Below are 15,651 nucleotides of genomic sequence, written 5' to 3' on the forward strand. Positions count from 1 at the left end.
GCGATGAATTACCAATCCATTCGCGAAGAGTGCTGCGAGGCGAACCTCGCGTTGCCCAAGACCGGCCTGGTCGATTTGACCTTCGGCAATGTCAGTGTGCTCGATGCTGACGCCGGTGTCTTTGCCATAAAGCCAAGCGGGGTGGACTATGCCGCCCTCCGCCCGGAGGATATGGTGGTCGTGGATCTGGATGGCCAAGTCGTTGAAGGGAAGCTGCGATACTCATCGGACACGCCGACCCATCGCTGCCTGTTCCTTGCTTTTGCGGCAGCAGGAGTGCGCTCGGTGGTGCATACTCATTCGCGTTGCGCCGTGGCCTTTGCACAGGCCGGTCGTGAAATCCCCTGTCTGGGGACGACGCACGCCGATCATTTTTACGGCCCGGTTCCGGTAACGCGAAAGATGACCGCCGAAGAAATAAACGGCCAATACGAATGGGAAACTGGCCAAGTGATCGTCGAGCGCTTTCAGGGCATCAATCCCATGGATGTGCCGGCGGTTCTGGTTAACGACCACGGACCTTTTGTGTGGAATGTCTCCGGAGCCAAGGCGGTCGAGTATGCATTCGCCCTGGAAGTGGCGGCGGATATGGCGCTGAAAACGCTATCCATTTCGCCTGATCAGCCCCCGGTCGACCCGGTGCTGCTCGATAAACATTTCCTGCGCAAGCACGGCAAAAACGCGTATTACGGGCAGTAGTCCGGTTTCCTGATTTGCGCCTGAAAAATCAATGGAATCAGATGGAGCCGGGTATCGGACTTGAACCGACGACCTGCTCATTACGAATGAGCCGCTCTACCAACTGAGCTAACCCGGCATCCAAGAAAGCCTATACAAACAACATTCCACTGCGCTCCGGTCAAGTGTGATTTTTCGATGATCGAGAATCTCCCCACGGGCGCAGAGTAATGATTAAGTGAGGATTTGATCAGCGCGAGTTAGGAGGGCGTCCGTGTTGTCTCCTGGCAAACGGCCCATGAGGTCATTAAAAAACGAGCACTTAGGTTTTCTAAAACAACGCAGGCTATGTTGCTTCAACAACACTAGCTATGTTGACCCAACAACAGTGGCTATGTTGAGGAAACAACAGTAGTGGCTTTTTCAAAACATAGCATAGGGCTTTTTAAAAACAACAGTATAGGGAAACGCACTTTTGGCTCAGTTGCTTTGGTTGGCGTGCTTTTGCTACAATTTGGTATGCAAATTGGACTGTCGCGCGGTTCCTGCGGAGGCGAATCGACCATGACTGCGGGGCCACTATCGGCCAGTTGATCGAAAATGCGCATTTCGAAGCAGGGCTTGCCATCGGCATTAGGTCGCGCATCTTGTGGCTATGTTTAGTCTGCGCAAATGTGTGATTCCCTTCTGGTCTGGTTTGATGGTGCTTGTGGTCTTTTTGTCCGGCTGCGCACACCAAGGCAGCACGTCAGAGGTCGCAAACGGCAACGAGGCAGAGTTCGATCAGCTGCTCGACAGCGTCGTGCGGCTCGATGTTTGGGAAACGACGTTTGAGGGCGGGGCCAAGCGCACCGCGCGCGGCGTTGGCAGCGGTGTGATCATGACCGAAGACGGCTTAATCCTGACCAATGCCCACGTGGTCAACCCATACGCGGAGCGGATTTCCGTCACATTGAACAATTTGGAGCGGGTGCCAGCGACGCTGCTTGGGTGGGATCATTGGACGGACCTCGCCGTCGTGAAGCTGGACGCCGATGAAATTGCCAAACGCAACTTAACGTTCTCCCATGCGCAGTTTGGTGACAGCAGCCAATTAAGGCCCGGGCAAACGGTTTATGCCGTGGGGACTCCAAACGGTCTGACGCGCACCGTTTCGCGGGGGATTATTTCCAACACCAATCGCTACTTCGAGGGACGAACGGTGGGGCAGGGCTACGAAACTGGGATGTTCAACACCTGGCTGCAAACGGATGCCGCGATCAATCCCGGCAACAGCGGTGGCCCGCTCGTGCTGCCCAATGGCTTGGTGATTGGCATTAATACCCGCGCGTATCTGGGCGCGAACAATTTGGCCTTCGCCGTACCCAGTGATATTGCCCGCGAGGTATTGAGTGAACTCATTGAGGCCGAGTCCGTCTCGCGTAGTTATATTGGCCTGATCCCCGGGCCGCTACAAGATCTGGAGAACTTCTACCAGCTTGAGGCCAATCAGGGAATGCTTGTGCAAAGTGTGGACCCCGGCTCACCGGCGAGCACCGCAGGCATCAGCCCGGGCGACATTGTTTTGTCAATCAACGGCGAGCCGATCGATGGTCGGTTTCCGGAGCAACTGCCAGCGATTCAGCACTCTATCGCCAGTAGCCCGGTGGGCAGTGAGCTGAGATTTGAAGTGCGCCGGGGCAGTGCGACTAAAGTAGAAACAGTGGTTTCGGAGCCGCTGGAAAGCCGGGTCGGTGCGATGGAGGCCTTCGAGAAGTGGGGGCTGAGTGTGCAGCGCATTTCCAAAGCGGTAGCCCGCGAGGAGAAGTTAAAAAGCAACGACGGCGTTCGCGTAATGGGGGTCCAGGCGGGTTATCCGGCCGCAGAGGCAGGTGTGCGCCGCGGCGATATCATCCTTAAAGTTGGAGATCAGTCGATAACGACATTGGACAGCATTCAAGCCGTGTATGAGGGCTGGGTGGCGAACCCCGAGAAGGTATTGGTCGAGGTCGACCGTGGCCATCAGGCATCGTATCTGGTCCTCAAGCCCCGATAGCCCGGGTTATTCAAAACTGCCGCTTGAGCTTTCGCCGGTCGACTTTTCCGCGAGCATTCACTGGCAGTTGCGGAACGCATTTTACCTTAAACCGGCTACGCCATGGCTGAAACTTATCGGCAAGGTGGCTGCGTAATTCAGCTTCGTTAATTTTGCCTTCGTAGGCGATCAGTAGTTTGTCCGTGATCTCGTCGTGAAGTGCTGCCGCGGATTTTACGTCTCCGGCCTGGAGGGCAATGTTCTCGATCGAAGACAGATCAATGCGCCGGCCAGCACATTTGACGATACGATCCGAGCGGCCACGGATGACGATGCTGCCATCGTTTCGGATAGTAACTTTGTCCTGCAAAGTAATCTTCGCGTGTCCGCGGGGATTGGTCGTCCGCCGGTAGGAACTAACCGCCGCAGATGTCACCGTGAGCCGTCCATGTGAATCCGTGGAGAGGGTTACATTGTCCATGGCCTGCCCGATGCTCTCACCCTGCTGGCCCAATTCTCCAGAGCGGTCATAAGCGATGCCGCCGCATTCGCTGGCTCCGTAAAAATTATGAATAAGCAGGCCTGTATGCTGATTGAACTCATTGGCGAGCTCGGCGGGCAGGGGTGCTGCCGCCGATATGCAGAGCCGTAACTTGCCAAGGCGAATGCCTTCCGTGCGCGCGATCGACTCAAAGACTCGCGGTACACTGGGAAATACGGTGGCTCCGTGTTGTGCAATTTCATCGGCGATCACACGGGGCAGGGCGGCGCTGCCAATGGCCATGGGGATGCCCGCCGCGAGTAGCGGCACGACTAAATTCCCCAGGGCATAGCTGTGGGCAAATGGTAGCAGGGCGAAGTTCACATCGTCTGACCGTAGTCCCATGGTCGAAATGATGTTGTCGGCATCCGCGCAGAGTTCGGCCTCGGTGAAGGCAAATGCTTTGGGGTTACCGCTGGTGCCGGAGGTTAGCTTGAGTAGCGCGATGCCGTCCTTCCAGCCGCGTGCATTTTGGTCGAGGATTTCGAGGCTTTTACTTTGCATCGCAAAGCAACGGGTGGCCGTCGCTTGCTGGCGGCAAAATGCAGTATCTGCCACGCCGTCTATTGGAGCTACCACGGCACCTGCCCACCGAAGCGCGAGAAACGTGGCCAGCCACTCAACGCTGTTTGGCAGGTGTAGGGCGACTGCTTTTCGCTTCAGATTTTGCAGGCGAAATAGTTCCAGCTTTGTCATCGCCAACTCATGCAGTTGAGCGCGAGTCCAATGCTGGCCGTCCTCAATGACAGCTAGTGCACCGGCATCCTGTTTGAGGAGCTTCGCCCAACGATCGGTCAGCGGAGTCTTCACTTTGCCAGAATGGTTAGCTGACCCTCCACGAGTAGCATTTTACCGGAGGATAGCTGGGCATTAAAGATAAATGCACCGACTTCGCTGTCGGCTACCAGATCCGCAGAAATGAAAATTTCTCCATCCTCTGGTAAGGTGGCTTGGCGGAGGTCCCACTGTGAAACTTTGATCAAGCGACCTTCACGATAGCCTCGCTCAGCGTAGTATTTCCCAATGATTGCGGCGCATGCCTGAGAGGCGATTTCCAGGGACCAAGCCGAGTCGATTGTTTCCCCCGATTTGATGTAAGGATGGTTCAATAGACATGTGCTGCAGCGAACGGACCCGGCCGAAATATCGTGAATTCGGTCGAGCAAAATCATGGGCGACTCGTGCGGAATCAGGTCGCGAATCTCGGTTGCTTCATTTGTCACTGGAGTGGATTCAGTTCGTTTGTCGGGATGAGGGCAAGCATAGTAGTTCGGAGATCAGCCAAGCCATGGCTACGGTTAGGACCACTACTTGCCCCAGTTGTGCCACGGCGGGAATGGAGCACAAGGAGAGCACTAAAAACGCACTGAAGGTCGTCGCTGCGGAAATGCGAATCGAAGACGGGGGCTCCTCGGCTGAGGCGGCAAACGCGCCATAGTCCAGGGCCAGGCAAAAGGCCAAGACGCCACCAATCAAGGCGAGTAGGCCAATCGCCCCGCTGGCAAGCACGGTGAGCGCCAGGCCGATAACGACGGACCAGAAGGGGACAAGCATTGCGCGCATGGCGTGCTTGCGGAAAAAGACTACGACACAGAGTGTAATCGCGATCAGGCCGAATGCGGCACTGTTCAGTATGCCTTCGCGCGCATGCTGGAGCACTTCGTTGAGCTTGTTTCGCTGAGACAACTCTCTCGTGAAGGCAGTGAGTGAGTCGGGGATGCTGTTATCGGCGGGAGCGTTGATGACCGCTACCCAATGATCGCCGTCGTGCATGAGCAGGGCTTGTGCGGGCCCATGCAGGGCGTCAGCAATGTTGCGATAGGCCGCGTGTATCTTTTGAGGCGAGTCCCATTCCGCGGCGTAGGAAAGCCGGGAGAAAAATGGCTGAAAGGCATTTGCCTCAAATCCTGCTTGCTCCAGCTCTTGCTTTAACTCTTCGCCGAAGTGTTTGCTTTGCGATGCAAAGTTCTGCTGGAGAGCATCATCACCTCCTGAGTAGTTGACGCTTTCAGGAAATTGCTTGGACACCTGTTGAATGCGATTTCTAAGCTGGGCTGGTGAATTGCCAAAAACATACCACTGCGTGCTGTCGCCGTCTGGGCGGATGTTTTCGGTCAATGTGCTGAAGCGGTCGATGGCTTCAGAAACAGGCATTTGAAAGTCTGTAATGTCGTCCGAAAAAACGTGCGTAGAAGCCAGATAGCCCATCGCACTGATCCATAGGACGAGCGCGAAGGGTGCCCATGCCTGCCAGCGTAGCGCAGGCAAGGGCCGCTTGATCAGGCGCGAAATCTCGTAGTTGCCCGCGATGGGCTCAAGCCACGGGAGGAGGAACTTTACTGACAGGAGTGCGGCGAGCATGCCTGCGGGCACCATGACCGCAACTTGCTTCATGGCGACCATTGGGGATAGCCATAAAAACAGAAACCCGTAGCAGGTGGAGAGGCAACTGGCCGTGAGTGGCAGGCGGACTTTTTTCCACGCCGTTTGAAGGTTTCCGTTTTTTCGATTTGCTGCCAAATGGACGGCATAGTCGACCGCTAGCCCAAGGACCACGGAGGCCACGGCAATCGCTATGACGTGGATGTGCCCGAAGATCACCAGACCAGCTACCATACACCACAGGACGGCGACACATGCTGGCACTGCGGTGAGAAGTATGAAGCCCGGGTGCCGGGTAAGCGCAAGAATCAGCGCAAGCATCACGACGACCATACCGATGTTGAGCAGGCTCACTTCGCTCTTGGTCTTGGCTGCACTCTCACGCGCAATGTCGTAAACACCGCTGGCTAGCTGCTCATAGCCCGGGTAGCTGGCGCGCATCTTTGCCTCGATGGCTCGCAGTGAATCTTCAATCTCCTGCTGGCCTTCCGAGGTGAGCGGGTCGACATTGATGGGCAGCCAGAGCATTAGCTCGTCAGCAGAAAGCTCGGGCTGGGCGGGTAACGACTCCAGCGCGTGGGGGACGAGCAACAGCGGGTCTTCAGGAATTTGATCCGCGTAGCCCATACTCGCTGGGTTATCTAGAAACGTATTTAGGCGACTGGCTGAATCTTTCGCTAGCCATGCAATGAATTCCTGACTGGGCTCATCTGCCTGACGGTATTCGCGATGCCGGTCGCTGAGCCATCCACTAAACAACAAAGCCTCACGGTGCTCTTGAACCACCCCGGCCAGTGCTTCAAACTGATTAGGTTGGTTGAGCAGGATGGCTTCGCTAAAAGCGGTTTGCTGCTGCGCGGTTTCTCGCAAATCCGCAGTTGCTTGCTTTAAATCTGCACCTTCTACCATGGCGCGAAGCATGACCGGATACGACAGGCGCTCATTCAAAAGTTTGCGAACGGCCTGATCCTCCGGTGCCTCGCTCTCTTCGGGTAAGAGTTCCAGAATATTGTCATTAAAGGCCTGCGACCAATCAACGAAAGGCAGATATGCCAACGGCGCGACGATCAGCAATAGAATTGCGATCCAGGGCGTCGATACCTTTCGTTGGGCAGGCGCACTCATTAGTTGGCAAACGGCGTGGCCGCGTCATCGCCACTGGTCCAAACGACTTCTCCGAATTCGTAATTGCGCGTTGCCTGATTGCGCTGATGAACGCGCACTGACTGCACACTTTGCGATGCAAAGTAAACTTCGATGAAGTCTATGCTCGCCGCTATTGAATCATTCTTCGGCGAGAGCTTTAGGCCGTCCGCAGTCGGTTCAATATTCCAGTTTGCCTTTAGCTGTTGCACGTCGCCGCGAAGCAGGTCGCTGATCGCGTGCCCATCGAAGCGGTCACTGGGGATCGTTTGCAGCGCCCCGCTGCCGTCATCTAATTGAATACTGTCGCCGCGTATGAGTAGCCTCATGCTGCGGGGCGAATCGTAAACAATGGCGAGGTCACCCTCAGGCGAGCGATACATTTTGCCGGTATAGCGTTTGGGGAATCGGCGAAATGGAAAAGTCCGCTCTTCGTTGAATGCGAGCATGGCGGTCTCGGGGCGTTCGGGCCATGCCAGACGCTGTAGCATGTCTTCCACCGGCTCTGCGCGCAGGCAAGGGCTACCCAGACCAAACAGCATCGCTATCAGGAATATTACTTTGCCGATGTTCGTCGAAAGCGGCGCTTTAACTGGGCAATGTGAAAACATTTGAGGAGGAATTCTGGCAACAAACGGACATGCAGGCAAACCATTGTAAGGTTGTCACGCAGATAGTGAAAATGGCTGATGCCGCCTTCGTCTTTGGGCACATAGCGGACCGCTGCTTTGAGCTTAATTGGCCGGACACCTGCCCAGAACAGGCGCACGGCCGCAGCGGGATCGAAGTCATAGCGTCGGCCCATGGTGGTTTGTTTGAAGGCATCGAGCAGCGGCCTTACGGGATAGACGCGAAAGCCGTATAGTGGGTCCGCAATGCCACCCCAAAGAGTCTCAACTTGCGTTAGCGCAATACTCAGTTGGCGACCAGCGAGGCGGATCATCGGTGCGTCCGGGCCAAAGTCGGGCTGCCCCATGATGGTTGCGTCCGGGGCCTCGACGGATGCCGCCATAAATTCAGCGACTTGGTGGGTGGGGTGCTGCCCGTCGGCATCCATGAGCAGCATGTGGGTGTAGCCGGCATTCATGGCTTCCCGAGCGGCCAGAAGCGCCGTCGCGCCCTTACCGGCGTTCTCTTTTTGGACGAAGACGCGCAGGCCCGGCCACTGTTCAGGGTTCTTAAGAAACTCCTCGTGGGCCCCGTCCGTGGAGCCGTCGATAAAGAGCCATACCGGGTTCCAAACGGCGAGTGCTTCGGTGATCGTGCGTCGAAGAATCGGCCCGGTGTTGTAGGACGGGATGACGACGACATGCGTGCTGGACTCAGTCATGCCGGACTAGGGAAATTTGGGCGTAAGGGCCGTCTGCGTCGGACACCTCGCCTTTAAACCCTAACTTGGTTGGTGCGAGGGAGATGTCGACATCGCACCCAGGTTGGAGCTCACGCAGCAACTTGAGTTGGCGGATTTTCCAGCCACTTGTTTCCGGCGAAATGTCACTGGCAAAGCGGATGAGCCACTGAGCCTGCACGGCGGCCGGCACAATGGCGTGGCCGGGGAAATGCCCCGCGCAGTGTCCATTGTCGAAGGTTACTTTGAGGCTTTTGCTCGTTGTTTCTGCCATGGGGCGAAGTCGTCGGTGGAAAGTTCGTGGCGGAAGAATGACTCAACTCGCTGGCAAAAGTGAACTGCTTTTTCACCCTCATTGACCTCGAAAATTTGTCCCGGCGTGAAGACGTATTGGAAGGGCGTGGCGTAGCGGCGAAGGAGGCCGCCACCCTTGGCAAGCAGACCGCACGAATTGCGGATGACAATGGTGCGAACCCGGACGTCGGCCCGGCGGGCGACGAGGGCAAAGCCTGCTTTGAACTCGTTCAGTGGCGGGATTTCCGTGCGCGTGCCTTCCGGGAACACCAGGATCGTCTTGCCGAGGGCCAAGGCATTGCTCATGGCGTGAAGGAGGTCCAGCCCCTCGTCATTGGCGATAAAATCGTTCTCGCGAATCACGCCGCAAAAGAATGGGCTGCGTCGCAGGCTGGATTTAAAGATGCACACGACATCCGGCAGTTCGGTTAGGAGAAAGAGTGCATCGAGCAGCCCGGTATGATTGGCCACGATGATCGACGGGCCCTTGGGGATGGCCTCGCGGACGCCTTGAAAACGGACGCGACCAACGCCGCCTGCTTCGATCGCGGCGATGAACGTCTTGAGTAGCCAGACCATGATTCGCCGCGAGAATTGCTGGCGTCGTTCGCTGGCGGGCAGCCATTGGGTGAGCAGGCAGAGGGCGTTGTAGGCCAGTGCTCCGCTGCCAAAGAAGAGCACCAGGCCCAGATAAATAATGTAGCGCCCGAGGGGAGCCTCTGTCCGGTTAGCGGCCATCAGGAGAAGGATCTTGGGCCTGGGCCGGGTTTAACGGAAGAAAATTAAACCACTGATAGGGATGCGCCTTGAGCAGGGATTCCAGCCAATTCAGGACACCCTGAAAATGCTCATGCGCGGCGGTCTGGGCTGCTTGGCGATTTCCGCTCGGGCGAAACGCTTCGCTGGCGTAAACATCGAAGCGATCCCGGGAATCACCGTGGGGCAGGGCGATGCAAAATTGCACCGGCCGCTGGTAAATCGCTGCGAGCCGATAAATGGTTACCGGAAAAAGCCGTGGCTTGCCGAGGAATTGAAACGCCTCCAGCTTGGAGGCGTGCTCGACCCGGTCGCACTGCATGGCGATGGATTTACCCGCACCGAGGGCGTCCTTGAGCGCAAAGACAATCTCCGACTCGTCGTTGACCCAGATGATCTCGATCATTTCGCCAGCCTGAGCGAGAAGGCGCTCGATGTCTTCAGAGTTTTCGACGCGTTGGCGAATCATGGTGACGCGTCGCCCGGTCTGCTTGATGTGAAAGCCCATCAGGTCCGACGCACCCACGTGAAAGGTGCCCAGCATGATTGGCTCATCGGCATACAGCAGATGCCCGCGCTCGCGATTGGCGTCATCACGCCAGTCGATTTTAATCGTGCCCGGTTGGTTGGCGCGGAGCTTGGCCAACAGGCTATGGGTAAACTCCGCAAAGTGGCGCATGCCTTCGCGCTTCGTTGCGGGGCGTTGCCGGAGGGCGGTTAAATACTCGTGAGAGGCCGCGCGCTGCCCAGGCATCGAGCTGTAGGCAACCGCTCCGCCGATGCTGACGACGGCATCCCGCAGTGGTCCGGGCAGATGCTTGTCCCACCAGTGGATGGCCCGATAGCCCCAGCTGGGGCCGGGGTTTCTGGGCGGAGCTACAGCCATGTTAACCGGATGACGCCGCGTTCGGGCAAGTGTGCGCAAAGGTCTTGTCGCTGGGCCAGACGTTTCGCTGCATCCTGGTGTGTGTGGCTGGCCGCCTGGCTATCGCCGGGCTGCAGGGATACTTCGCCGAGTGCATTCACGGGGTCGCGACTGAGGCGCAGGTAAAAGCCAAAGGTGGCCCCGGAGCCCAAGCCGTGCTGAGCTGCCCACTGAGTGTATTCTTCGCCTGCCGCCAAGTGGACCACCTCGGCGCGAGAGATGAGGGCCGCCAGCAAGGACTCAGCCAGTAAATTTTCAGCACCAATGATCGGGGTTAACTGAGCCGCAGATTGCCCGCGCACGACGTTGATCAGGTCCAAGGGGCCAGGCTGGATTGAGTTTTGGAAATGCAGCGGACTGGGCGTGGGAAAGCTCTCCAGATACTTTTCCAAGCTGATGGAGCCGCCATACTCCGAAGCGAAAATCCACTCATCGTTGGGCTGTGGGGCAGCATTCTTGGTCAGCTCGCCGAGGATCAGGGGCAGAGCAGTAAGCCGCCGTGCCGCCAGTGGTTTAAAATTTTTGCGCAGGTCTTTGCGCACCTCATCGGACAGTTCCTGAACGGGCGCAAAGGCAGATACTTGCTGAATGTAGCGCTTATTCATGGGTGATGAGGTGGCCGGCATGCGCGCCGCCAAATGCACTGCTGAGCAGAACCGCGGCTTGGTAGTTTTTCGTCGAAAAGGCTTCTGCCTGAACGTTAGCCGAGCAATAGGGGGCCGACGAACCGACGTTGCCCGGGGCCCGGCCTTGGCGCATGGATTCCAGGGCAATGGCGAGCTCCACCAGGCCACATGAGCCAAGGGTGTGGCCGAGCGATCCCTTCCAGGAGACCAAGGGGGCCTTGGGAAATGCTTTGGCGGTTGCTGCGGCTTCGAGTCGCGCGGCCTCAAGGGTTCCGGTTCCGTGCCCCTTGACCCAAGCGGGTGCGCCATCCAGAACGGCGGCCAGCGGAGCGACTACGGCGTTGAACCCGGAGCCGCTTGGGTCATTGCCCGTCATGTGGTGAAACTCGGAATACGATGATGACGCGGCAATACGAAATGGCGACGGCTGGCGACTGAGTAAGGCGAAACCCGTCCCGTCACCAAGGCCAATTGAACCGGTTTCACGCGCGGCGTAGGGTTGCGGGAAGTCGTTGTTAAGAATCTTCAGCGAGTGGAATCCGCCCACTACGAAATGGCTGAGGTAATCGAACGAAAACACCAGTGCTTCGTCAGCCAGGTCGTTTTCCAAGAGGCGTTGCGCGTGGATCAGCCCAAGTTGAGCCGAGACACAAGCATTGGAAATGATGGTCCGGTTACCGCCCCAGTTCAGGCGAGTGGCAAATGCCTGCACCGCGCTGACTGCGGTGGCTTGCTCCCGGTAGTGCGCATGGCCCTGCTGATGGAATGCGAGCATCTGATCGATGCCGAAATTACTGCTGGTGATAACGATCGGATGGCGCGCGTCGCCCCATGCTCTTTGCGGGACGCTGGCAAGCAGCTCGAGGCATGGCTCCAGCCAGCGGGGCGGATCGCAGTCGGCGAGATTTCCAGTCAGCGCCAGCGGCACCGCGTCATCGGAACCGGGCAGGGGAGGCATCGCGCGCAGGGCAATTTTCCCATCGACCAAGCCTTGCCAGGACTCATGGGCGTTACCCAGCGCCGTGCGGCAATCGCACGCATGTAGGTAAACGTCGGTCTGTGGGGTCATAGAAATCGTTAGCGATCAGCTTTGGCGGGACTGAATGAACGCAGCCAAACTGTTGATACTGGCAAGCGCTTCGCGGGCTTCCTCACTGTTTTTAATTTTGATGCCGAATTCCTTCTCCACGCGGACAACGAGCTCCAGCGCATCGATGGAGTCCAGCCCAAGGCCGTTGTCCATCAGGGGCTCGTCGTTGTCGAGTTCTTGGGGTTCGACGTCATCCAGTTGCAGGGCGTCGACAATCAGGGTTTTTAATCGGTCAGTCAGGTCGCTCATTCGTTCTGCGGTCAAGTTGTTGAGGCTTCGGATTGAGTCAAGTCCGCATGCCGCCGTTTAAAGGTCACGCGAATGCCGAGCATCGTCACCAGCACGACAAATCCACCCCAAAGTGCGAGCTGTCCATCCTGCGTAATGGCACCATTGGCGGTCAGCGCGACGCCCAGCAAAAAGCAACCCTGTATGGTCCAGGACAAGGCCAGGTAAGCGGCAAACGGCACGGCGAGCACGCCAAGGATATAATTTTGCATCCAGAAGGGGATGCCGGGGATTGCGCGCACGAGGATGGTCAGGCGCAGTGCGTTGCCCTCGTTGAGGGAAAAAACCTGCGGCCAGCGTCGGGAAATCTTTTCCCGCAAAGGCTCGCGCCAGCAGTAGCGGGCCAGGAGATAGCTGGCGGACATGTTAATCGCCAGGCAAACCAGGCCTACTGGAATGCTCTGCCATGGTGAAAACGCGACTCCTGCGCAGACGTAAAACACCGAAATCGGAAAGCCGACCATCGGCAGGAAAATCATCAGCAGGGCAAAGATGGCCAGGGCCCAAGGCGAACCATTGTCCAACAAGGTCCGCCATCCGCCATTGAGCATAATCAGTGACCAGGCGAGGATTGCCATGGTGGCCCAGCCAATCGTCAGCGGTATCCAGCGCCGACTGCGGTTAGTTGATGGCGCGCTTTTGCTCAATGAGATTTGCCAAGTCGTTCAGGTTCTCCAGCTCCACGAGGTCCTGATTATTCATCGTCACGTCGAACAACTCCTCCACGGCAAAAGCGACTTCGGCCAGCATCATGGAATCCGAGCCGAGATCGGTCCGCAGATTCAGCGTTTCTGCGTGTGCGGCCAACCACTCCTTGGAGAGGTCTTCCACGTGATGTTCCAAAAGTCCGAGCGCCAAGGTGCTCAGGCAACTACGGTCACCTGTCGACATGAAGCGCACAAACGCGTTCTGAAAATCCGGAGAATAATGACGCGCGCGATACCGCCATACCGCTTCCTGGTCGGTAGCGGTATCGGTTGGGGCTGGGTTATTCATCGTGTTGGTAGTATTCACGTGCAACGACCATTAAATGCCATTCTGGTGCATATTCGCAAGAGGAATAGTTTTTCAGACTCTATCCAGTGGCAAATCACGCTCGCCGTTGACTTTTTTTTAGCGGCGGCGACTGTCATCTCCAATGGCTTACAAGCACGTGATTTGGGACTGGAACGGCACACTGATGGACGACGGCTGGCTATGCGTGGACATCATGAACCGCTTTTTGGCGCGGCGCGATAAACCGACGATCGATAACGAATTCTACCGCCAGCATTTTCAATTTCCCGTGCAGCGCTATTATGACGCGCTGAATTTTGACGAGACGGTGGACCCGTTTAAGCAAATCAGCCACGAGTTTATTGCCGCCTACGAGGCCCAGAAACGCGAATGCGTGCTCTACCCCGATGCTGAGTCCGTGCTGGCTCGGTGGCATGCTGCGGGCGTTGAACAGGTGGTTCTCTCGGCTTACCGTCAACCGCTGCTGGTGGAGATCATCGATTTCTACGGCCTCAATGACTACTTCGACCGTCTGATCGGCCTGGACAATATCTACGCGGAGGGGAAGACCGGCAACGCGCTGCAACACGTGGCGTCGATCCCGCATGAGCCGCATGAGTTGCTACTGATCGGCGATACCGTGCATGATTACGAGGTCGCCAATGCCGTCGGTGCAGACTGTGTGCTCGTTTCGCACGGGCATAATTCGCGGGAGCGTCTGGAGGCGACGGGCGCTGTCGTAGTCGATTCGCTAAAGGAGGTTGCGGCGCGAATCCCGGTGGCACCCCACGAATAACTAAACGGCCGCGCCTAGCTCTTGCCGCCGCGAATCAGGCGGGCGACAGCCTTGGAGCCGGTTTCCTTGCGGGCCTGCTCCAGCGCCTTGCGCAGGTGAGTGGGCGTGCGTTTTTCGGCTGGGCCGATGTCGTCGAGACTGGTGGGCAAATTGGCCTCTTCCTCGTCGAGGTCGCTATCGGCCAAGGGTGCCTTGCTAATGCGAAAAGGTGGCTTGGATTTAGGCTTGGCCGGTGGCTCTGGCTCTGATTCCTCAATCTGTTCGGGCGCTACGGTTTCGGGCTCCGACTGGTGTTTTTTGCCAACGAGGTCTGCGCCGGTAGGGCCGAACTTTAGCTGGGTCGCCGCGGGCTTGGACTCGGGTTCCTCGGGTTTTTGCTGTTTGACGACTTCACCGATGCCGAGGTCTTCATCGTCCGAATAGCGGTTAAAACGGCTCTGGGCCAAGCGTGCAGACTCCGGTGCCCCACCACTATTCAGCTCTATTTCGGCCAGGCGAAACTCCAGCTTCATCACATGGTTGCGCACTTCTGCCCAGTCGCCGCCGCCATGTTTGGCGGTCACGTAGTATTCCACGATGTAGGGCGCGCAGGCCAATACGGCACCGCTGACGATAGAAATGACCACCCAGGCCATCGCAAGCGGGGGCAGGGGCGCTCCCTGAGAGAAGGCCAGGCCGATGCCGGTGGCCACTAGCAATGCATCGCCAACGAAAAACGGCCACTTGGCAATGTGTCGCTTAGGTGTCGGCATGAAGGAATCACTGGGCATGCAAGTTGAAGTAACGGCTCGGTGCCGCCGCTGGCAATGATAATTCCCGCCCATTCGCGGGCGGTTTAAAGTGAAACTGTTTTAGATCCCCGGTATGGTCGGCTCGACGTGTGGCTTGTTGACGTAATGGGTCGTTAGTTCCTCAATAATCCAGTCCCGCGCCTCGTCGATATCGTCCATGATGCGGAACAAATTGAGGTCCTCATCGCTGATCATACCCCAGTCTCGAAAGGCTTCGAAATTGAGAATATCGTTCCAGAATTCCGAACCAAGCAGCACGATCGGCATGCGCTTTTGGATCTTGTGGGTTTGAATGAGCGTCATGATCTCGAAAAGCTCGTCCATCGTGCCAAAGCCGCCGGGGGTGGCGACCATCGCCTTGGCCATGTAGGCGAACCAGTATTTGCGGATCATGAAGTAGTGAAATTCAAACTGCAGATCGTGCGGAATGTAGGGATTGAGCTCCTGCTCGAAGGGCAGGCTGATGCCGAGGCCCACAGACGGCTGATCGGCGAGGTAGGCACCGTGATTGGCTGCGCGCATCATGCCGTCGCCACCGCCGGTGCAGATAAAAAAGCGCTTCTTGGGATCGGTGATAGTCTTGGACCATTCGGCGAGCTGGCGGGCCAGTTCCATCGCCATATCGTGATACTTGGAGGCACGCATGTGGCGCTTGGCGACGCGAAGTCGCTGGGCCAGGGCTTCGTCGTCGGGTTTGCCTTCAGCGGCTTCTTTTTCGGCGACGGTCAGGTGTTCGCGGGCGGTATTGCTATCGGGGATGCGGGCCGAGCCAAAAAACGCGATGGTGTTATACACGCCCATGCGTTTCAGGCGCTTTTTGGGCTCTGCCAATTCGCAAAGGATACGCACGTGACGTGCCTGGGAGCTATTGAGGAATTCTAGATTTTTGTAGGCCTTTGGTGGCCACTCATTTGTGTAATTTGTGTCTTTCATGATGTTATCAATCGACACTACTCCCAAATGCTAAACTTTCCCAGCCAAGA

Annotated in this window: 18 protein-coding genes and 1 tRNA gene; 3 read left to right on the forward strand and 16 right to left on the reverse strand. The window is 57.2% G+C overall.

Annotated features, from left to right (window positions below; translation table 11 throughout):
• Positions 1 to 3 precede the first annotated feature (3 nt).
• Positions 4 to 699 (forward strand): L-ribulose-5-phosphate 4-epimerase AraD, encoded by a 696-nt coding sequence (gene araD, locus O3S85_RS02315; protein ID WP_269537546.1) that lies wholly within the window; start codon positions 4 to 6, stop codon positions 697 to 699.
• 42 nt (positions 700 to 741) lie between these two features.
• Here araD and O3S85_RS02320 read toward each other — a convergent pair.
• Positions 742 to 817: transfer RNA gene (locus O3S85_RS02320), tRNA-Thr, on the reverse strand.
• Between the two features lie 516 nt (positions 818 to 1,333).
• Here O3S85_RS02320 and O3S85_RS02325 point away from each other — a divergent pair.
• Complete coding sequence (locus O3S85_RS02325; protein ID WP_269537548.1) at positions 1,334 to 2,713, forward strand: trypsin-like peptidase domain-containing protein; 1,380 nt, start codon at positions 1,334 to 1,336, stop codon at positions 2,711 to 2,713.
• 10 nt (positions 2,714 to 2,723) lie between these two features.
• Here O3S85_RS02325 and O3S85_RS02330 read toward each other — a convergent pair whose 3' ends face one another.
• From O3S85_RS02330 to O3S85_RS02390, 13 genes are read right to left on the reverse strand one after another with little or no spacing between them, the layout of a single operon-like run.
• The gene (locus O3S85_RS02330; RefSeq protein ID WP_269537550.1) at positions 2,724 to 4,043 is read right to left on the reverse strand and encodes a class I adenylate-forming enzyme family protein; all 1,320 of its coding nucleotides are present in this window, start codon (positions 4,041 to 4,043) and stop codon (positions 2,724 to 2,726) included.
• Positions 4,040 to 4,456 carry an ApeP family dehydratase gene (locus O3S85_RS02335; RefSeq protein ID WP_269537552.1) on the reverse strand — a complete coding sequence of 139 codons (417 nt, stop codon included), beginning with the start codon at positions 4,454 to 4,456 and terminating at the stop codon, positions 4,040 to 4,042. The genes O3S85_RS02330 and O3S85_RS02335 overlap by 4 nt, the downstream gene beginning before the upstream one ends.
• A 10-nt stretch (positions 4,457 to 4,466) precedes the next feature.
• Positions 4,467 to 6,740 carry an MMPL family transporter gene (locus O3S85_RS02340; protein ID WP_269537554.1) on the reverse strand — a complete coding sequence of 758 codons (2,274 nt, stop codon included), beginning with the start codon at positions 6,738 to 6,740 and terminating at the stop codon, positions 4,467 to 4,469.
• The gene (locus tag O3S85_RS02345; RefSeq protein WP_269537556.1) at positions 6,740 to 7,300 is read right to left on the reverse strand and encodes a hypothetical protein; all 561 of its coding nucleotides are present in this window, start codon (positions 7,298 to 7,300) and stop codon (positions 6,740 to 6,742) included. Before O3S85_RS02345 ends, O3S85_RS02340 begins: the two co-directional genes overlap by 1 nt.
• A 14-nt stretch (positions 7,301 to 7,314) precedes the next feature.
• Positions 7,315 to 8,088: a glycosyltransferase family 2 protein gene (locus tag O3S85_RS02350; RefSeq protein ID WP_269537557.1), complete on the reverse strand. Its 774-nt coding sequence runs from the start codon at positions 8,086 to 8,088 to the stop codon at positions 7,315 to 7,317.
• Positions 8,081 to 8,380 carry an ApeI family dehydratase gene (locus tag O3S85_RS02355; RefSeq protein WP_269537558.1) on the reverse strand — a complete coding sequence of 100 codons (300 nt, stop codon included), beginning with the start codon at positions 8,378 to 8,380 and terminating at the stop codon, positions 8,081 to 8,083. Before O3S85_RS02355 ends, O3S85_RS02350 begins: the two co-directional genes overlap by 8 nt.
• Entirely contained in the window at positions 8,347 to 9,138 is a 792-nt protein-coding gene (locus O3S85_RS02360) for a lysophospholipid acyltransferase family protein (protein ID WP_269537560.1), read from the reverse strand. Before O3S85_RS02360 ends, O3S85_RS02355 begins: the two co-directional genes overlap by 34 nt.
• The gene (locus tag O3S85_RS02365) at positions 9,128 to 10,042 is read right to left on the reverse strand and encodes an LpxL/LpxP family acyltransferase (RefSeq protein WP_269537562.1); all 915 of its coding nucleotides are present in this window, start codon (positions 10,040 to 10,042) and stop codon (positions 9,128 to 9,130) included. Before O3S85_RS02365 ends, O3S85_RS02360 begins: the two co-directional genes overlap by 11 nt.
• The gene (locus O3S85_RS02370; RefSeq protein ID WP_269537564.1) at positions 10,033 to 10,686 is read right to left on the reverse strand and encodes a hypothetical protein; all 654 of its coding nucleotides are present in this window, start codon (positions 10,684 to 10,686) and stop codon (positions 10,033 to 10,035) included. The genes O3S85_RS02365 and O3S85_RS02370 overlap by 10 nt, the downstream gene beginning before the upstream one ends.
• Complete coding sequence (locus O3S85_RS02375) at positions 10,679 to 11,776, reverse strand: beta-ketoacyl-[acyl-carrier-protein] synthase family protein (RefSeq protein WP_269537566.1); 1,098 nt, start codon at positions 11,774 to 11,776, stop codon at positions 10,679 to 10,681. The genes O3S85_RS02370 and O3S85_RS02375 overlap by 8 nt, the downstream gene beginning before the upstream one ends.
• A gap of 15 nt (positions 11,777 to 11,791) precedes the next feature.
• Positions 11,792 to 12,046 carry a phosphopantetheine-binding protein gene (locus tag O3S85_RS02380; RefSeq protein ID WP_269537568.1) on the reverse strand — a complete coding sequence of 85 codons (255 nt, stop codon included), beginning with the start codon at positions 12,044 to 12,046 and terminating at the stop codon, positions 11,792 to 11,794.
• Positions 12,047 to 12,057: 11 nt separating this feature from the next.
• Positions 12,058 to 12,663: a TVP38/TMEM64 family protein gene (locus O3S85_RS02385; RefSeq protein ID WP_269537570.1), complete on the reverse strand. Its 606-nt coding sequence runs from the start codon at positions 12,661 to 12,663 to the stop codon at positions 12,058 to 12,060.
• A gap of 43 nt (positions 12,664 to 12,706) precedes the next feature.
• The gene (locus O3S85_RS02390; protein WP_269537571.1) at positions 12,707 to 13,081 is read right to left on the reverse strand and encodes an acyl carrier protein; all 375 of its coding nucleotides are present in this window, start codon (positions 13,079 to 13,081) and stop codon (positions 12,707 to 12,709) included.
• 142 nt (positions 13,082 to 13,223) lie between these two features.
• Here O3S85_RS02390 and O3S85_RS02395 point away from each other — a divergent pair, with 142 nt between their 5' ends.
• Entirely contained in the window at positions 13,224 to 13,877 is a 654-nt protein-coding gene (locus O3S85_RS02395; protein WP_269537573.1) for an HAD family hydrolase, read from the forward strand.
• A 14-nt stretch (positions 13,878 to 13,891) separates the two neighbouring features.
• Here O3S85_RS02395 and O3S85_RS02400 read toward each other — a convergent pair whose 3' ends face one another.
• Both O3S85_RS02400 and O3S85_RS02405 read right to left on the reverse strand, forming a co-directional pair.
• On the reverse strand, positions 13,892 to 14,647 hold the full coding sequence (locus tag O3S85_RS02400) for a hypothetical protein (RefSeq protein WP_269537574.1): 756 nt from the start codon (positions 14,645 to 14,647) through the stop codon (positions 13,892 to 13,894).
• Positions 14,648 to 14,728: 81 nt separating this feature from the next.
• Positions 14,729 to 15,601 (reverse strand): LOG family protein, encoded by an 873-nt coding sequence (locus tag O3S85_RS02405; protein WP_269537576.1) that lies wholly within the window; start codon positions 15,599 to 15,601, stop codon positions 14,729 to 14,731.
• Between the last annotated feature and the right edge of the window lie 50 nt (positions 15,602 to 15,651).

The sequence above is a fragment of the Cerasicoccus sp. TK19100 genome, assembly GCF_027257155.1.
Taxonomy (GTDB): domain Bacteria; phylum Verrucomicrobiota; class Verrucomicrobiia; order Opitutales; family Cerasicoccaceae; genus Cerasicoccus; species Cerasicoccus fimbriatus.